The 16528-nt window shown below is 36.0% G+C and carries 13 protein-coding genes; 10 read left to right on the top strand and 3 right to left on the bottom strand.

What is annotated here, in order from left to right; all coding sequences use genetic code 11:
* Positions 1–4 precede the first annotated feature (4 nt).
* Genes HHL23_RS08355 through HHL23_RS08310 form a run of 10 tightly spaced genes read left to right on the top strand, consistent with a single transcriptional unit; the run spans position 5 to position 10292 of the window.
* The gene (locus tag HHL23_RS08355; RefSeq protein WP_169234356.1) at positions 5–820 is read left to right on the top strand and encodes a JmjC domain-containing protein; all 816 of its coding nucleotides are present in this window, start codon (positions 5–7) and stop codon (positions 818–820) included.
* Positions 817–1380, top strand: coding sequence for a FlmC family 2OG-Fe(II) oxygenase (locus HHL23_RS08350; RefSeq protein WP_169234355.1), 564 nt, complete (start codon positions 817–819; stop codon positions 1378–1380). Before HHL23_RS08355 ends, HHL23_RS08350 begins: the two co-directional genes overlap by 4 nt.
* On the top strand, positions 1377–1637 hold the full coding sequence (locus HHL23_RS08345; protein ID WP_169234354.1) for an acyl carrier protein: 261 nt from the start codon (positions 1377–1379) through the stop codon (positions 1635–1637). Before HHL23_RS08350 ends, HHL23_RS08345 begins: the two co-directional genes overlap by 4 nt.
* Positions 1621–3981 carry an outer membrane beta-barrel family protein gene (locus HHL23_RS08340; protein WP_169234353.1) on the top strand — a complete coding sequence of 787 codons (2361 nt, stop codon included), beginning with the start codon at positions 1621–1623 and terminating at the stop codon, positions 3979–3981. The genes HHL23_RS08345 and HHL23_RS08340 overlap by 17 nt, the downstream gene beginning before the upstream one ends.
* On the top strand, positions 3978–4346 hold the full coding sequence (locus HHL23_RS08335) for a hypothetical protein (protein ID WP_169234352.1): 369 nt from the start codon (positions 3978–3980) through the stop codon (positions 4344–4346). The genes HHL23_RS08340 and HHL23_RS08335 overlap by 4 nt, the downstream gene beginning before the upstream one ends.
* Positions 4347–4385: 39 nt before the next feature.
* Positions 4386–5942 carry a glycosyltransferase family 9 protein gene (locus tag HHL23_RS08330; protein ID WP_169234351.1) on the top strand — a complete coding sequence of 519 codons (1557 nt, stop codon included), beginning with the start codon at positions 4386–4388 and terminating at the stop codon, positions 5940–5942.
* Positions 5943–7592 (top strand): ABC transporter ATP-binding protein, encoded by a 1650-nt coding sequence (locus tag HHL23_RS08325; protein ID WP_169234350.1) that lies wholly within the window; start codon positions 5943–5945, stop codon positions 7590–7592.
* On the top strand, positions 7558–8454 hold the full coding sequence (locus tag HHL23_RS08320) for a DUF6734 family protein (protein WP_169234349.1): 897 nt from the start codon (positions 7558–7560) through the stop codon (positions 8452–8454). Before HHL23_RS08325 ends, HHL23_RS08320 begins: the two co-directional genes overlap by 35 nt.
* Positions 8438–8965, top strand: coding sequence for a hypothetical protein (locus HHL23_RS08315; RefSeq protein ID WP_169234348.1), 528 nt, complete (start codon positions 8438–8440; stop codon positions 8963–8965). Before HHL23_RS08320 ends, HHL23_RS08315 begins: the two co-directional genes overlap by 17 nt.
* A 4-nt stretch (positions 8966–8969) precedes the next feature.
* Positions 8970–10292, top strand: coding sequence for a condensation domain-containing protein (locus HHL23_RS08310; RefSeq protein WP_169234347.1), 1323 nt, complete (start codon positions 8970–8972; stop codon positions 10290–10292).
* Between the two features lie 27 nt (positions 10293–10319).
* Here HHL23_RS08310 and HHL23_RS08305 read toward each other — a convergent pair whose 3' ends face one another.
* The 3 genes from HHL23_RS08305 to HHL23_RS08295 form a co-directional block, all read right to left on the bottom strand.
* Entirely contained in the window at positions 10320–11846 is a 1527-nt protein-coding gene (locus HHL23_RS08305; RefSeq protein ID WP_169234346.1) for a TSUP family transporter, read from the bottom strand.
* Between the two features lie 5 nt (positions 11847–11851).
* Positions 11852–14725 (bottom strand): TonB-dependent receptor, encoded by a 2874-nt coding sequence (locus tag HHL23_RS08300; RefSeq protein WP_169234345.1) that lies wholly within the window; start codon positions 14723–14725, stop codon positions 11852–11854.
* A 125-nt stretch (positions 14726–14850) separates the two neighbouring features.
* Entirely contained in the window at positions 14851–16524 is a 1674-nt protein-coding gene (locus tag HHL23_RS08295; RefSeq protein WP_169234344.1) for an NADPH-dependent assimilatory sulfite reductase hemoprotein subunit, read from the bottom strand.
* Between the last annotated feature and the right edge of the window lie 4 nt (positions 16525–16528).

Raw genomic sequence — 16528 nt, 5'->3', positions numbered from 1 at the left:
AACCATGGATTACACTATTTTTTTTGACCAGATAAAAGACCTTTTTCCAACCATAGAAATCAATAACTCATCGGATCTTACAGAATCCGAATTCAAAATAAAATATGGATATCCTGAGGTACCGGTATTACTAAAATCCAGGTTCAATGATCTGTATAAAAGCATTAATTTCAGAGAGTTAGATGAAAAATTTCATTCCAAAGAATGGAATTTTGATTCCACTACAGGAAAAGCAGAAACGAAAATGTCTTTAGAGGACTATTTTCTGAAAGAAACTACTGAATATTATCTTAAAACGAATATAAGGGATCTCGACTTTACAATAGATTATCCGAACCTTTTTAAATGCTGGTATAAGTCTTACCCTACAGAAAAGGGAAAAAAGGAACTCGTCTGGCTTTACTACGGTAACAAAAATACCTTTACCAATATCCATACAGACATTTGGAAATTCAATTCCTGGCTACTGCTGCTGAAAGGCAAAAAACTATGGTTTATTTATCCGAAAGCTTATAACTCTATTATTAAAGAAAATAAAGAAAAGTATGGTATCGATATGATCGATACCCTTATGAATGGAAGTATAAAGCCTTTTATCACGGTTCAGAACCCGGGAGAAATGATGTACGTTCCGAGTGATACCTTTCATTTTGTCATTAATCTGGAAGCATCGCTGGCCTACACCGGAAACTTTATGAATGAAACCAATTATGAAAATGTAAAGCAATATTTCGCAAAATCTGATAATTCCAATAATAAAAAGTTTATCAACAGTATTATTGCAACAGGAATGACTCAATTAAAAATAAAAAATCTATGAAACTGCGACAGGAAATAATAGATAGCAAAAATGTATACATCATTGATGATATATTATCGGAAAACGAAGTGAATTCATTTCACAAATTTGCATCTTCTTTAAGCTATGCAAGAACAGAAAAAAGCATTCAGGTAGATCAGTTTCCAAAATATGTTGTGAATTTTGAACCTGAAAAATTTGAAAACACCACTTTCCTTGGAAAAAAATCTAAAGAACTACTGAACCAGTTTGTTGAAGATTCTCATGATTATAAGGTTTTCAGAGCTTACATCAACCTGTCTCTTTACGGAGATGTTGAGTTTCCTCACAGAGACTGCCCACAGGGCCGTGGAGACATCACGATCCTTTATTACATCAATGAGTACTGGGAAAAAAACTATGAAGGGGAAACTATTTTTTATTCTGAGGGAGATTCAAAATTTTGTGTTCTTCCTAAACCGGGACGATTTATTGTTTTCAATGGAGATGTAGAGCACAAAGGCGGCCTTCCTTCAAGAATTTGTAAAGTACCCAGATATACATTAGCTATAAAATATTGTTATAAAAACCTAGAATTATGAGGCACACAGTAGAACAAAAAGTAAGCGAGATCCTTCGAACAATTACCCGTGAAAGTCAGCTCTTTCATGATCTTACTGATGAAGAAAAAATTCAGATGCTTCCTTCCGAGTCTATGCTTACATTACAGTTTGTAACATATCTGGAAGAAGAATTTGATATAGAATTTGATGATGAAGAATTAGACATTTCTTTCTTCGAATCATTTGAAAATGTTATCAATGCGGTTACGAATCATGTAAATGAAAAAATTGCTTAAAACCTTCATTTTTTATTTCCTTTTTGTAGGAATATCCCTTCATGCCCAATATTCTGTTTCAGGGATTGTTACAGACGGATCATCCAATAAAGTCTCAGATTTACCACTTTTTCTGAGGGCAAAAAGTGATTCTTCAATTATTGCAAATGCTACAACAGCAGTTGATGGAAGGTATATTTTCAAAAATATTCCTCAAGGAAATTATATCCTTCAGATATTGGACCCCAAACGGGAGCAGTTCAAGAATATAACTTTGGAAAAAAATCTTCAGCTGGACTTTTTGGTAAGTACTGAGAAGGAAACTGCTATAGAAGGTATTGTCATAAAATCTCAGCGTAAATTCATCACAAGAGAACTCAATAAAACAACGATTAACATCTCAAATTCCATCTATAAATCAGGAGATAACGGATACACCTTAATGAATGTGATTCCTGGTGTAAACGCCAATATAGCCAATGGTATACAGTACCGTGGGCAGCAAGGCGTATCAGTCTACATCAATGGAACAAAAGTAAGGATGTCCGGAGCCCAGCTGCAGAACTATCTGAAAACCGTTTCTTCGGCATCCATTGAGAAAATTGAATTTATTTCGGAAACAGGAGCTGAATTTGAAGGTGATGAAAAAAATGCAGTCGTTAATATTATTCTTAAAAAAAATTACAATTACGGACTAAGTGGATATGTCTATCAAAATACGCAACAACATAGATATACGAGTCTTTCTTCAGGATTTGGTCTTAATTATAAGACGAATAAGGTGAACTATTTTATTAGTCACAATAATTATTTTGGTAAAAGTTATTCCGACAATGATGAAACCCAGCGCTACTTAAGTTCCGGATTATCAACTATTCAGAAAGAGAAATATGTAGAATCACCTACTTATAATGACTTTAAATTCGGAATAGATTATGAACTGTCATCACATCAGGTTTTGGCAGCAGATTACACTTACTCGATCAACAAAACAAACTCATCAGGAAAAACTGATCTGGCGTATATCCGTAACTCGCTGGATTCTCTCGATTATATAGAAAATGATAAAAAAATCAATTTAAAAAATCACTTACTCAATGTAAGTTATAAATATAAACTCGATACGTTGGGAAGTAAGCTGGAAGCCGGGTATAACTATATTGGTTATTTTAATATATACTCTTCGGCTATCAAGTCTTCTTATTTTACAAATGGTAATACGGAAAGAAGACCTTCGGATTTCCTTAATATCAATAACCCTGTAGATATAGATCTTCACATAGCCTATGCGGATCTCAGCTATGTATTCAACGAAAATAATAAAATACAGTTAGGAACAAAATACAGTTCATCAACAAGTAAAAATGAAATTGAATATTCAAGTAGATATCAAAGTTCAAATTACACCTATAAAGAAAGTATTTTTTCAATGTATTCATCTTATCAGAGTAAAATAGGAACATTGGTATTCAATGCGGGAGGAAGATTGGAACATACAAAATACAATGGGGAAGATTATTTTTCAAACTATAAGATCGCGGCAGACCGATGGAATTTTTTCCCATCCGTATTTGTTCAGAAAAATCTTCAGAATGGAAACATCAATGTTTCATACAACAGAAAGATTACCCGCCCTTCTTTTCAGTTATTAAATCCGTTTAAAGATATTGAAGACACCCGGTTTATCAATGTGGGAAACCCATCATTAATGCCTTTCTTCAAAAACAATTATAAGATCTCTTACCTTCTGAATAACAAATATTCTTTTGATTTGGGATACAGTACTACAAAAGGAGTAATTAATGAAATATATTATTTAGATCCGATAGAAAACATTACATATAAAACCTATGCGAACCTAAATAAAGAAAAGGAAGTCTACTGGAACGTATACATTCCCATAGATATTACAAAATGGTTTAAACTTAATATTTTCACAAGCAACAGCTATAAGGAGCTGATGACCAATAATGAAAAGATAACTTTATTGTCACCCTATTATTCTTTATCGGCAAAGCTTACCCTTCCTTCGAAATATTATTTGGATATCAATTATGATTATAAAGGCAAATCACTCTGGAATAAATATTTCCTGGAAAGCCAGCAAAGTTTGAATTTCACTTTGAGAAAGTCATTTTTTAATGATTCTTTTTCTTTAAGTTTTGATGCTTCAGACCCCTTTCGTTTAAGAAAAATCAAAATTAATATTTCGGAGAGCGATTTTACAAGAAACATCATCAACAGGCTGCCCACTACATTTTATTCTCTCAGTATGACCTATAATTTTAACTATGGCAAAAAAAATACACAAAGAGAACAATTTGACAATACGAACGAAGAACAACAAAAAAGATTAAATAAATGAGAAATCTGACCGTAATAATTCCTCTATTATTCATGTGCTTTTTCAGTACATCATTCATTGATCACCAAAATCAATGGGAAAACGAAATCACAGACTGTGGTTTAAGAATGAAATTTGTGAAGCTCCGCAAAACTCAGGAGTTTGAAGTACCCTGCAAATCTCAGACAAAAAAATTCGTCATAGAATATAAGCTGAATAGTGAAATTGTAAAACTGGATTTCTATAACAAAAACAAACAGCTTTTGCAAACCACTGAGCTAAGCGGAACCTCAAAAAAAGAAATTTCATTAGACTATAGCGGAAGTTTTTTGGTCCAGATCAGTTCTAAAGGAGGCACAGGATCTGTTTTGATCAAAACCAATTAAAACCCCTGAATTATTTTGAAAAGAGATATATTAATACTCATGGATTTCCACTGCCTTTTCAAAGAAGGCAGCTGGGATCTTGATGTTATACGTCAGTTCATTGCAGTATTACATATTTTTAAGCAAGATCATATAACTCTGATTGATCGCGACAATAAGGTATTTTCTACCCTCGTTTCTAAAATTGAATCTATTGAAACGGAAAATATATCGCAAAAAAGCTATTTTGATCAGACTTTACTGGATCAGTATGATGTTACAATAGCTCATTATAAATTAGAGGCAGACTTTGTTTCATTAAGCAATAAAAGAGAATCCATCACTTCCTTTTATTTTTTTAATAACAAATCAAATCCAAATTTATTATTTCCCAGCATTTCTCTTTATATAAAGGAAAATAAGATTTCTTTTGATCTGAAAGTGATTAATGATCTGGTTAAAAATCTGGTAGAGACCATCGGTATTCCATTACACACAGAACCCATTGAAATGGTATTAGAAAAAGAAAAGATTTCTAAAATCTGTATTGTTTGTGATTTTAATCAAAGGTTTTTCATTGGAGACAGTTGTTTTTGGTATTATGACCTGAATCAGAAACTTCACATTGTCAACCAAATAAATTCTCTTCCAAAAAACATGGACCTCTATATAACCAGTGTGCGAAATTATTTGGATATCAAAAGAATATTTAATTCTTCATTTCCTGAAAACGTAACACTTTATAATTCTTCGATTAAAAATATCAATTTTGAATCCTATGATCTGGTGGTGGTTGAATATTTACTTTTCCTCGATGTAAAAACCCTGACAGAAAATAAAAAAGGTAATATGGTAACCTATACCTTCCCTTTAGATAGTGAAAAGATAAAAAAAGTACAAAGCATCTCTTTTGCTAAACAATTTCCATTTTCAGATATTAAGGATCAGCTACAGTACAACAAAAAATACTATAATAATATTGAGATAAAAAATGATGAGATTGATTTTGCAAATCAGTGGCTGGAATTACACGGAGTAGAAAAAAAAGATCAAATATTTGCGCTCAATAACGCCGCCTCGCAGTCTGAAAAAATCATTGATGCTACTGCATTACTGAACATTATCCAATGGCTTATTGAAGAAAAAAAATACAAAATTCTGATGTTTGGTCATGATCTTACGGTGCAGGAAACTCTTAAAAGCTTTTTGAATATCAGCACGTATAACCATATTATTTTTCCAGGAAAGCTGGAATTAAGAAAAGAAATGGCCCTCATGGCTTCAGATCATGTTCATGGGTTATTGTCTCCCTGTACCGGTCTTGCACACTTATTCAACGGAATCAACTATTATCTTCATCATATTTTAGGAAAGGACAAGAAAAAATGTATTGTGTATACCGGCAAACAAACCTATACGGATAATTATCATCCTTTAAAATGGTGGAATTTTAAGGATGTAGACTGCCTCTCCTATATTTATACGAATGATACATACTTATTAGCAGAAAAAAAAGATCTTCTGAATATCAAAAACTTTGATGAGGTATCGGTCCCGACCAAAAAAATCCCTTATGCAGTGTTACGAGATAAAATTGACGAAATTCTTCTATCCTAAATGTTTAAATTTTATTACCATATCGTTAAAAAATATACCAGCCAATATCTTTTGCTGATCATATTATTCACCATTACTAATGCCTTATCATTAGTGACGCCTTATGCATTGAAAATAATCATCGATAAAACGATACCCCATGGAACTTATAATGATTTGGTTCAAATTATTCTCGTGCTTTTGGCCTGTTATATCATAAGAATAGGGCTTGCTTTTTATTCCGGCATTTTATACGTGAATGTAAGCCGGAGAATTGTGGCGGATATAAGAAGAATCCTGTACAAAAATCTGCTCCATAAAGAGACCTCTTTTTTTAAGGAAAGCAAGACCGGAGAGCTTATTTATTTTCTGACGAATGATGTAGACAAAGTGCAGAACTTTTTCTCTTCAACATTGTTGAATTATATTAATAATGTCATGGTCGTCGTTGGAGTCATAAGCGTCATGTTTTATTTTAACGTAGGCCTTACGCTGATCAGTTTGGTCATTTTTCCATTGGTTATCATCAATACCTTCGTATTAAAAGGGAAAATAAAAGAAAGCTATCTGCAGTTAGTAGATATTGAAGGAAATATTTACAATTACTTCTTAGAAAGAATAAGAAACATCAGAGTATTAAAAAGCAATAATGTTTTCCTCAATGAGATTCAGACTCTGAACACCTATCATGATCAGTGGAGAGAACACGCTGTCAAAAACACCTATTGGAACGGAATCAGTTCAAATATTACAACTTTCCTTATCGCGATAGGCCCTCTAATTGTGCTGCTATACGGAGGAAAGCTGATCTATTCAAAGGTATTAACCATAGGAACGCTGATTGCTTTTATTCAATATTTAAACAGAATATATGCCCCTATTATTGCTCTTGCCGTGGGAGTTAACGAATTTTTCCAGTCTAAAGTTTCTATGAAGAGGATTTACGATAATATTGATACCAACCACGAAAACGACTCTTCCGGAGAAGAAGTAGAGGAAGTACATTCTATTGTATTAAAAGATATAGACGTAAAATATAATGATAAAGTGATACTCCACAACTTCAATTATACCTTCAGAAAAGGGAAAACCTATGGAATAAAAGGGAGAAGCGGAATTGGGAAAAGCACCATGGCCAATCTCATTATGAAATTTGTAAAAAGTGATTCAGGACAAATATTTATCAATAATATTCCACTCGAAAAGGTTAAAAACCTCTATTCCTTGGCGGCTCTGATCGAAAAAGAAAATCAGCTTTTTCATGATACGATAAGCAATAATATCCGCTATGGTTCCGAAAAAAAAGAGAATATTGAATTGGAAGAAATACTCCGCATGAGTTGTCTGGCGGAAGTTGTGAATAAATTACACGATAAAGAGCATACAACCATCACTTTTAGCGGCAGTATGCTGTCTGACGGGGAAAAGCAAAGAATTGCCATAGCAAGGGCTTTTCATAAGCAACCGGATATCATCATTTTTGACGAAGCTACGGCATCTTTGGATATCAAACTGGAATACAGCATCATTCAAAGTATAAGAGAAAAATTACCTCATGCTATCATCCTGATTATTTCACACAGAAATAATCTGAATGAGTTTTGTGATGAAATAATAGATTTTGAAAAAATAACCCATGAAAATAATACAAAGCTACTGGTCACATCCTGATCTGTCTACCAGAAATCAGAGAGAATTTATTAAACTCAACCTTAATAAGTATATGACCTTTGCCCTTAGCGTTTTAAGAGCAAAAAAACACTATGATAACGTAGAACTATACACAGATAAAGTTGGAAAAGAATTACTTATCGATCTGCTGGAATTACCTTACACAAAAGTTCATGTATGCCTGGATGATCTTACCGACAAATACGGAGAATACAATCATCTTTGGGCACTCGGGAAAATTTACACCTATTCCTTACAGAATGAACCTTTTTTTCATGTAGATAATGACGCTTTTATCTGTAAGCCTCTTGATGATTTCCATGATGCTCCTATCGTCGCTCAGTCTTTTGAACGCAATAACGGACATCATCAATATAATCTCAGAAAACTTAAAAAGCAGCTGTCTTTTTTTCCGGAAGTACTTAATACAGATTCGGAAATGTTAAAAGACGGATCCCAGTATAATGCGGGAATTATTGGAGGAACCGACATTGCTTTTTTTAAAGAGTTCTGCCAGACTTCCTTTCAGTTTGTTGATAATAATTTAGACTTTTTAAATGATCTGAAAGGCGAAAACATCTGTTTCCCATGCATCTTTGAACAATACCTGTTTTCATGTCTTGCTTATAAAAAAGGGATTGATGTGAAAACTTTACTCCCCATATCGGACACTCCTTTGGATAACTTTAATAGTCTGCTCGATTTTCATGACAAACAAAACGTATTATTCATTCACCTGATAGGAGATCATAAAAAAGAAGCTCATAATATGTGTCTTGTAGCCGAAACGTTGTGGCAAGAATTCCCTGAGTATTATGATAAAATAATCAAAAAATATAACGCGTATGAAATTACTGTGTAATGAAATAACTACCGCCTGGACTAAAAATAACATCTCTCTTTCCGCAATAGAAAAAGAGATCATGAAAATGGAAGATGAAATCAGGACTCATATGAAACCTCTTACAAGTGATCAGCTTATGTTATTTGAGAAAGATCATCTTTCAGAAGCCAATCGTATTCTCCATCTGTCTAAAAAAGATTTTTTGAATGTAAAGTTTCAGCGTAATCCTTTTATCGTTGTCTTCAACAGTGAATATACTTACAACAGTGAGAGGACTGAAAAATCTATCGCTCTAATCCCCAAATTTATTGCTTTTGCAGAACCTAAGATTCTTCCGCTTTATCTTACGTATGAAAGAAGATTTTTTACCCAGTTTCATGCATTGCCCGCAGAGTTTTCCGGTTCTGATTTAATAGAAAAAAGTATTAAAAAAAATGGCATCGAACACCAAGAATATTGGGAAGGTTTCTATGAGTATATCTTAAAAAGATTTTTATCCTTTTTTCTTATAACCCCTATAATTAATTAACGAAATGGAATCAACTTATCATTATCCTTTTATTCGACAGATAAAAGATTTTTATCGTTACAGAGCACAAGGAAACATTTTTTTAGAAGTTGATGTTTATTTTAGAAAAATAGATCTCAATAAAATAAATAACGCTATCACTCAACTTCATAAAAAATACAGTTTATTAAACTGTCAGTTTATATTGAAGGATGATCTGCTTTATTTTCAGGATGAAGCAAAAGATCTGGACGGCTATTTTAAAGAAATTCCGGAAAATAATAGCGTTAAGAATCCTAATGATTACTTTCATCCGATAAGAATCATGAATCAATCTTTAGACATTCACAATGTCCCTCTCATTTATTATCATCTCTATAAAAATGAGGATGTCACTATCTTTAAGATCTTTGCCCATCACATGCTTTGTGATGCGAATGGCCTGCAGAAAATAAAAAATGACTTTATTGGTTTCTATAATGGAGCAGAAGTTACGGAAATCTATAATTTTGGAGAATATTCTGTAAAAAGGAATAATAAACTATTTAAATCACTGGAAGACAATTACAAATACTGGAAAAATGTTCTTTCAGAATATGATGAGTCCATCATCTCTCCTATAGACTTTACGGATTTTAATTCCAAAAGCTATGGCGAGAAAATAGCCTCATTAGTACAATCATTTTATTACACACCTACCGATGAATACTCCAGACAGGGGAAATCTTATCATGATCGTTTCTTCATAGAAAACTTTGAAGAAATACAGTCTTCCATGCAGAAAATAAAGATAAGCTGGATAAGTGTCTTTATGATCGCTTTCTCTAAAACAGCCTACACCCATCAGGGAAAATCTTTAATTGGCCTTCTTGTGTCCGGTAAAAATGATGTATTTTCAATGAACAGCATTGGAGAATATTCTGGGGAATGTTTCTATCCGGCTGAAGATAAAATTTTAGATTATGAAAATATATTGGCTGCAGCAAATTCCTTTATGACCGTATCCAAACATCTCGTTTTTAATTATGCTTTATTGAATTGGGATGAAAAAAAATTTTTCAGAAGGATATGCAAATCGTTCATCAATTTATCAATCGTAGAGCACTTCAATTGTGAGGAAGAGAAACTGAAAAAGTTTGAACCTATTGATTTAATCTTTCTTGAATTGGAACCTTTATTTTTCCTTTCAAAATCCAATGGCCTGGTCTATATTAACTGGAGGTTTAATACGTCCAAAATTAGCGAACAGATGATGGAACAAATTGCTCAGGATTTTACAGATCATTTCAATACATGTTTACAAGCCTGTTTAACGATGCATACCCAAAGTCATAGCTTGTCTGATTAAACACCAAATAAATCCCGCTTAAGCATTTCATAGTAATGATTTTACAATCGTAATAAGGCTCATCACAATCACCACCACGCCCACTACCGCAAACATTTTTTTGGCAGGAAGGCGTGAGGCAAACATCGCTGAAAAAGGAGCTGTAAAAACACCTCCCAGAAGAAGTCCCAGGACAATGTTCCAGTGGTGAATTCCAATGGTGAAAATAAAGGTTACAGCACTCACAACCGTTAGTAAAAATTTAGCCATCGTTGAGCTCCCCACTACATACCGGGGTGTTCTCCCTTCTTTAATCAATGTTCCGGTAACCAATGGGCCCCATCCTCCTCCCGCGAAAGAATCAATAAATCCACCAACCAATCCCAATACTCTGAGATTGGTTCTTTTTTTCTGTCTGCTACTTCCTGATTTTTTATCTTTTCCTTTAAAAGCATTTCTAAGAATATTGATTCCCAAATACAAGGTATAACAGGCTATTACCGGCTTTACAATATGAGCATACTCCTCTCCGAAATGAGACAGCGCAAAAGCTCCGATAAAAGCACCTACAGCCGCCACAGGAAATAAAACCCAGACCATTTTTTTGTTGACATTCCCTAATTTATAGTGACTGATGCTTCCCGCTGCAGAAGTAAACGATTCTGCCGAATGAATACTTGCACTCACCACCGGAGGTGGAACGTTCAGAAGCAAAAGGATGGTTGTACAGATCACGCCATATCCCATACCCATAGATCCGGCTACAATCTCCGCCAGAAAGCCTGCCAGCAGCATCCAGTAAAAAATATACCCGTCTTTACTTAGAAAATATTGAATATCTCCGGACAGATTGAACTGATAAATGATGAGCGCCAAGACTCCGACAAGGATCAGAACGCCTATGATTCCCAGATAAATATTCGCTCTTCTCTGCACTGTTTTGGTAATATTCATCAGTTTTTCCATCTCCAGTTTTGTTTCAGCTGGCTGACTGTTCTTTTCACCCAGATAATTCGTTGTCAGCCTGTTCAGCTCTTTTACTTTATAGGTAAAATCACCTTTTAACTGATTCCGGATGTTCTGCATATTATCCAGAAGCCCGTCCATATCCTCGTCAGGAATGGTTTCCGTTAAGATCTCACGTAACCTTTTGGCCACTGTCGGAGATTTTCCATTGGTTGAAACCGCAATTTTAAGATTTCCTTTCCGGACAATGGAACCTAAATAAAAGTCACACAAACCCGGTTTATCAGCGATATTGACCAGTATATTATGCTGATGGGCCCTATTGCGGATCCGCTCTGCTAAAGAAATATCATTAACGGCCACAATCGCAAGATCAGCACTGTTAAAATCATTATCAGTATAAGACCTTTCATGAAGGGTAAGATTGGGATAATTTTGTTGTAGTTCTTTAACCTGATCACAGATTTCTTTAGCCACCAGCTTAATACGGGCTTCAGGAGAATTAGCCAGAACAGATTCCAGTTTTTCCAAAGCAATATTGCCCCCGCCAATGATGAGCAATGACAACTTTTCAAGCTTTAAGAATATGGGATATAAGGAGTTACTCATCGTATTTAAAGTTTTAGATCATAGGTGAATGCTACATAATACAGTCCTCCGACTTCAGGTCCTGCTGCATACTGAAAATATCGGCGGTTAAGCAGATTCGTTGCTCCGATTTTCACACTTGCCTTAATGTCCGGAATTCTCCATGTTGCCTGTGCATCAATGGTATAATAGGCCGGAATATTGCCGGAGGCTAATGGACTTTCCCATAAGAAACTGTCCTGCCATCTCGCCGCAACCGTAAATCCAATATTTTTAATAATCTCCCGGTTTCCTATACTTAAATTCACTGCCCATTTAGGGGTATTGAAAGCGGTAATGAAGAGATCCGAAGTATTGGTTGAAACCAGATCATTATATGAAACGTTGACATTTACATTATAATTTTTCACCAGATTATAGCGAATTCCCAGAGATGTCCCCAGACTCTTGTATTTACTGTTGCTATTGGTATACACTCTGTATCGGTCCTGCTTACTTCGGTCTAGCATTGCTAAAACGGCATTATCACTTCCGATATTTTCATTTTTTGGCACCGCCACTTCTACCTGCCCGAGAAATCCTTCATAAACATTGTAATAAAAATCCCAGTCGATAACCAGTCTGCTGTTGAATAAGGCTGATTTATAACCTATTTCAAAAGAGGTTACCTTTTCAGGCTGCAATTTCGGCAGATTGGCAGCGGTCAAAAGATTTCTGTTTTTCAAGGCTGCCTGGTTCTGATTGAGTCCTCCATCTACGTCTTTATTGACAGCAGAAGTAAATTGATCAATAGAAGCCAGCGTATATGAATTTTCGAGATAGCCCAATCCTTCATTGGCTTTCGACAAGCCTCCCACTCTTCGTACATTTCCGTTGTTAACGAATGAAAGGGCTTCAAATAAAGAAGGAAAACGGTATCCATTTTGAAAAGAGACCCGGAAATTATGCTGGTTCACAGGAGAATAGACAACGCTTACTCTTGGATTTAATTTAGTGTCAAACTCAGGGTTTCTGTCTGCGCGAAGAGCCAGATTCACCTTTAATTTATCCTGGAAAAAAAGCTTGGTAAGCTGGGCAAAAGCACCGTATTTCTGATAAATGACATTATTACCGAAAGTCCCATCTGATAAAGGAATATTTCTCTCGCTGACCGGTCGTGCAAAATCAACAAAATTATTTCCGTCAGGGGTGATGCTGTAAAGGCGGTAATCTGCCCCGACAAGAAGATTAAAAACCTTTACCAATCTCGTCAGGTCATAAGTCATTTCTGTCTGATAAAAACGGGACTTCTGTTCAAGCTTTGCTCCACCAGTGGCAGGTGCTCCAGCAATTCCGGAGTTGGCAGAATCCCAGTTATTAATCCCGATAATTGTATTTTTTAGTTGTTCAAAAGCAGGTGTCCCCGGAAGTACCCTGTTTTTATCTGCTTCCTGGCGGGCCAGAATAAAAGCGTCATTCAGATTCACTCCTGAATTAAGCCTGTCCTGCAAAGTCGTCTGAAAGATATTTTTCCAGTTGGTATTGGAAAGGTTCGTAAGATCCAGATTATCAGCTAAAGGCTTGAGATTATAAGAGTCTCCTGTATTCTCTATGGACATATAGGCTCTGAATGTCAATTCTTTACCTGTAAGTTCCACCTTATGATTTTGAACCGTTGCATTCTGAAGACGGATCTTGTTTCCTCTCTGAAAAGTGCCATCCAGTAATCCGTAACGGTATACATAAGAAGTTCTCCACTGATCTCCAAAACGATAGTACAATCCAGCATCGAATTTTACATTCTTCACTTCGGGGCTTATCAAATCTTTCTCATAATATCCAGTCCTTGACACATTAAAAGTGGCTGGCTTTCCGTTATAATTTACTTTTACCGATGTCCGGTTGTTTCTTTCATCTCCATATTTGTTCCAGAGATCTTCGGCCGGGTTATTAGTCAGAGAAAAGTTGGGATTGGCGGTGATCAGTGAATTGAGATTCTGATCTGTACGGTTGTCAGAGATCCAGTCGACTCCGCTGAAATAGGAAGCATTGATCTTTACGGCAAAGTTTTTACTGAGGACTTTTGCAATTCTGACTGCACTTTCTCCCAGAGCAGCTGTTTTGTGGTTGATATGATCCACATGATTCACTCCACCTCTGAAATAAAGGCTGACTCCTTCCGAAGTAAACGGATCTTTGGTCTGTAAGCTCGCCAATCCGTTAACAGCATTCATTCCATACAGCGCGGAAGCTGCTCCGGGCGTAATTTCCATGGATTGGATGTCCAGTTCTGTTGGACCTATGGCATTTCCCAATGGAACGCCAAGCGTGGCGGACTGTACATCTACACCGTCTACCAGCTGCATGAAGCGGAAGTTATTCGGAGAATTGAATCCTCTGGAATTGGGAACTTTTAAAGTAAGACTTGAAGTTAATAGCTGTAGCCCTTTTACATTTTCCAATGTTTCATAGAACGAGGCAGCAGGACTTTCCCGGATGGTTTTAATGTCAATTTTTTCAATCGCGATGGGAGATTTCATTATTTTTTCAGGTACACGGGAAGCTGAAATTACGACTTCATTGATGATCGTGTTCTGAGGATTTAATTCCACTGCGATTTTACTAGACAGCGATAATATTTCAGCAGTCTGACTGGCAAAACCTTCTTTAGCAATCACAATTCTGAAGGGTATTTTCACCCTTGTTCTCAAGTTAAAATTTCCGTCCTGATCGGTTATTGCGGCATCCTGGGTATGCTCTACCTGAATATGAACTCCGGCAATTCCTTTATGCGTATCGGTATGTTTAATGATTCCGCTTACTTCAATAAGCTGTTGTGCCTGTACAAGGCCAGTGAAGAAAAGAGTAAATACTATAAAATATATTCTTTGCTTAAAATAGGTTTGGTGTATGGATTTCACTTGATTAAAATTTTAGGATTAAAAAATGATTTATGCGTCGTCAACTAATGAACAGCACATACACATTCGCATTCCTAAAAATTGAGCAGCTTTTTTGTTTCGGTAAAGAGAATTGATCATGATCTTTATTTTATGGTTTGTAGATATCGATAGGAGAAATCACCGAAGGTTTCTTCTGAATGCCTGCCTTCCGAATAGATTCCAAAAAGTTCATCCAGGGTTTCGAGGATTTCTTCTTCTCCAATATTTTCCTTAAATTTTGTATTGAGGCGCATTCCCAGTCTGTCACCTCCGATATGAAGGTTGTATTTCCCGTAAGCAGTTCCTACCAGACCGATCTCCGCATTCGGTGATCTTCCGCAGCCGTTCGGGCAGCCGGTCATTCTGATGGTAATATCTTCGTTCTGAAGTCCGTATTTTTCCAGCACAGGTTCTATTTTCGTGACTAAAACAGGTAAATAGCGCTGGCCTTCTGCTAAAGCCAGTGAACATGTATTTAATGCGACACAGGCCACAGAGTTTTTACGCAGTGCGCTGACCTCATCCGTATATGTTGAAATTCCATGCTCTTTAAGGAGATTCTCAATTTCAGCTTTATCTTTTTCCAGAATATCGGAAAGAATAAGATTCTGATTGCAGGTGAACCGGAAATTCACGTTTCCCGTTTCTGCTATTTTTAACAATCCAGATTTTAAAGGATAGCCGTCTATATCAAGGATTCTTCCATGCTCTACAAAAACTGTATAAAACCACTTCCCTTCATGATTCTGCACCCAGCCGTAGCGGTCTTTTCTCTGTTCAAACTTAAATTCCCGGGCAGGTTCAAAGGTAAAGCCACATCTTTTTTCAACTTCACTTCTGTATCCTTCGATGCCGAGCTTATCGATTGTGTATTTTAATCTTGACAATTTTCTGTCGCTTCTGTTTCCAAAATCACGCTGTACCGTAATAATTTCATACACCGCTTTCAGCACTTTTTCTTCTGTGTCTACGAAACCTAAAAGAGATGCCAGACGCGCATAGGTGGCATCATTTCCGTGGGTGGCACCAAGTCCTCCTCCTACCGCGATATTATAACCGACGATTTTGTCATTTTCAATAATGGCAATCAGAGCAATATCATTAATAAAAACATCTACATCATTATTGGGAGGAATGGCAATTCCAATTTTCAGTTTTCTTGGGAGATATCGGTCCTGATACAGAGGATCTTCTTCTGTTTTTCTGTCAATAGCCAATTCATCATCGATCCACAGATCATAATAAGATTTTGTTTTCGGAAGACACATTTCACTGATCTTTCCTGCTAATTCATAGATCTCCTGATGCAATGGTGATTCGGAAGGGTTTGAGGTACAGGTTACATTTCTGTTCACATCACCACATGCCGCAATTGAATCCAGGTGCTGAAGATTGAAGTCCCGGATGGTAGGTTTCACATGAGATTTCAAAATTCCATGCAGCTGAATGGTCTGTCGGGTGGTAATTTTGATCACTCCCGTAGAGTGGTTTTCTGCAATTTCATGAAGCCCCGCCCATTGTTCAGAAGTTAAAAATCCTCCCGGAAGTCTCAACCGGATCATATACGAATACAGCCATTCCAGTTTTTTGGACACTCTTTCTTCCCGTCTGTCCCTGTCGTCCTGCTGGTACATTCCATGGAACTTGATGAGGGTTTGGTCATCTTCTCTAATGGCTCCGGTAAAGTCGTCTAAAAGGCTTTCTTTTAAAGTTCCCCGAAGTCCATTACTATTTGTTTTTATTCTTTCTACTGGCGAAAGGTTATTCTTATCTGTCATATTC

The organism is Chryseobacterium antibioticum, from assembly GCF_012927325.1.
Taxonomy (GTDB): Bacteria; Bacteroidota; Bacteroidia; order Flavobacteriales; family Weeksellaceae; genus Chryseobacterium; species Chryseobacterium antibioticum.
Note: the sequence above shows the minus strand (reverse complement) of the source record. Positions and strands in the feature narration are given on the sequence as shown.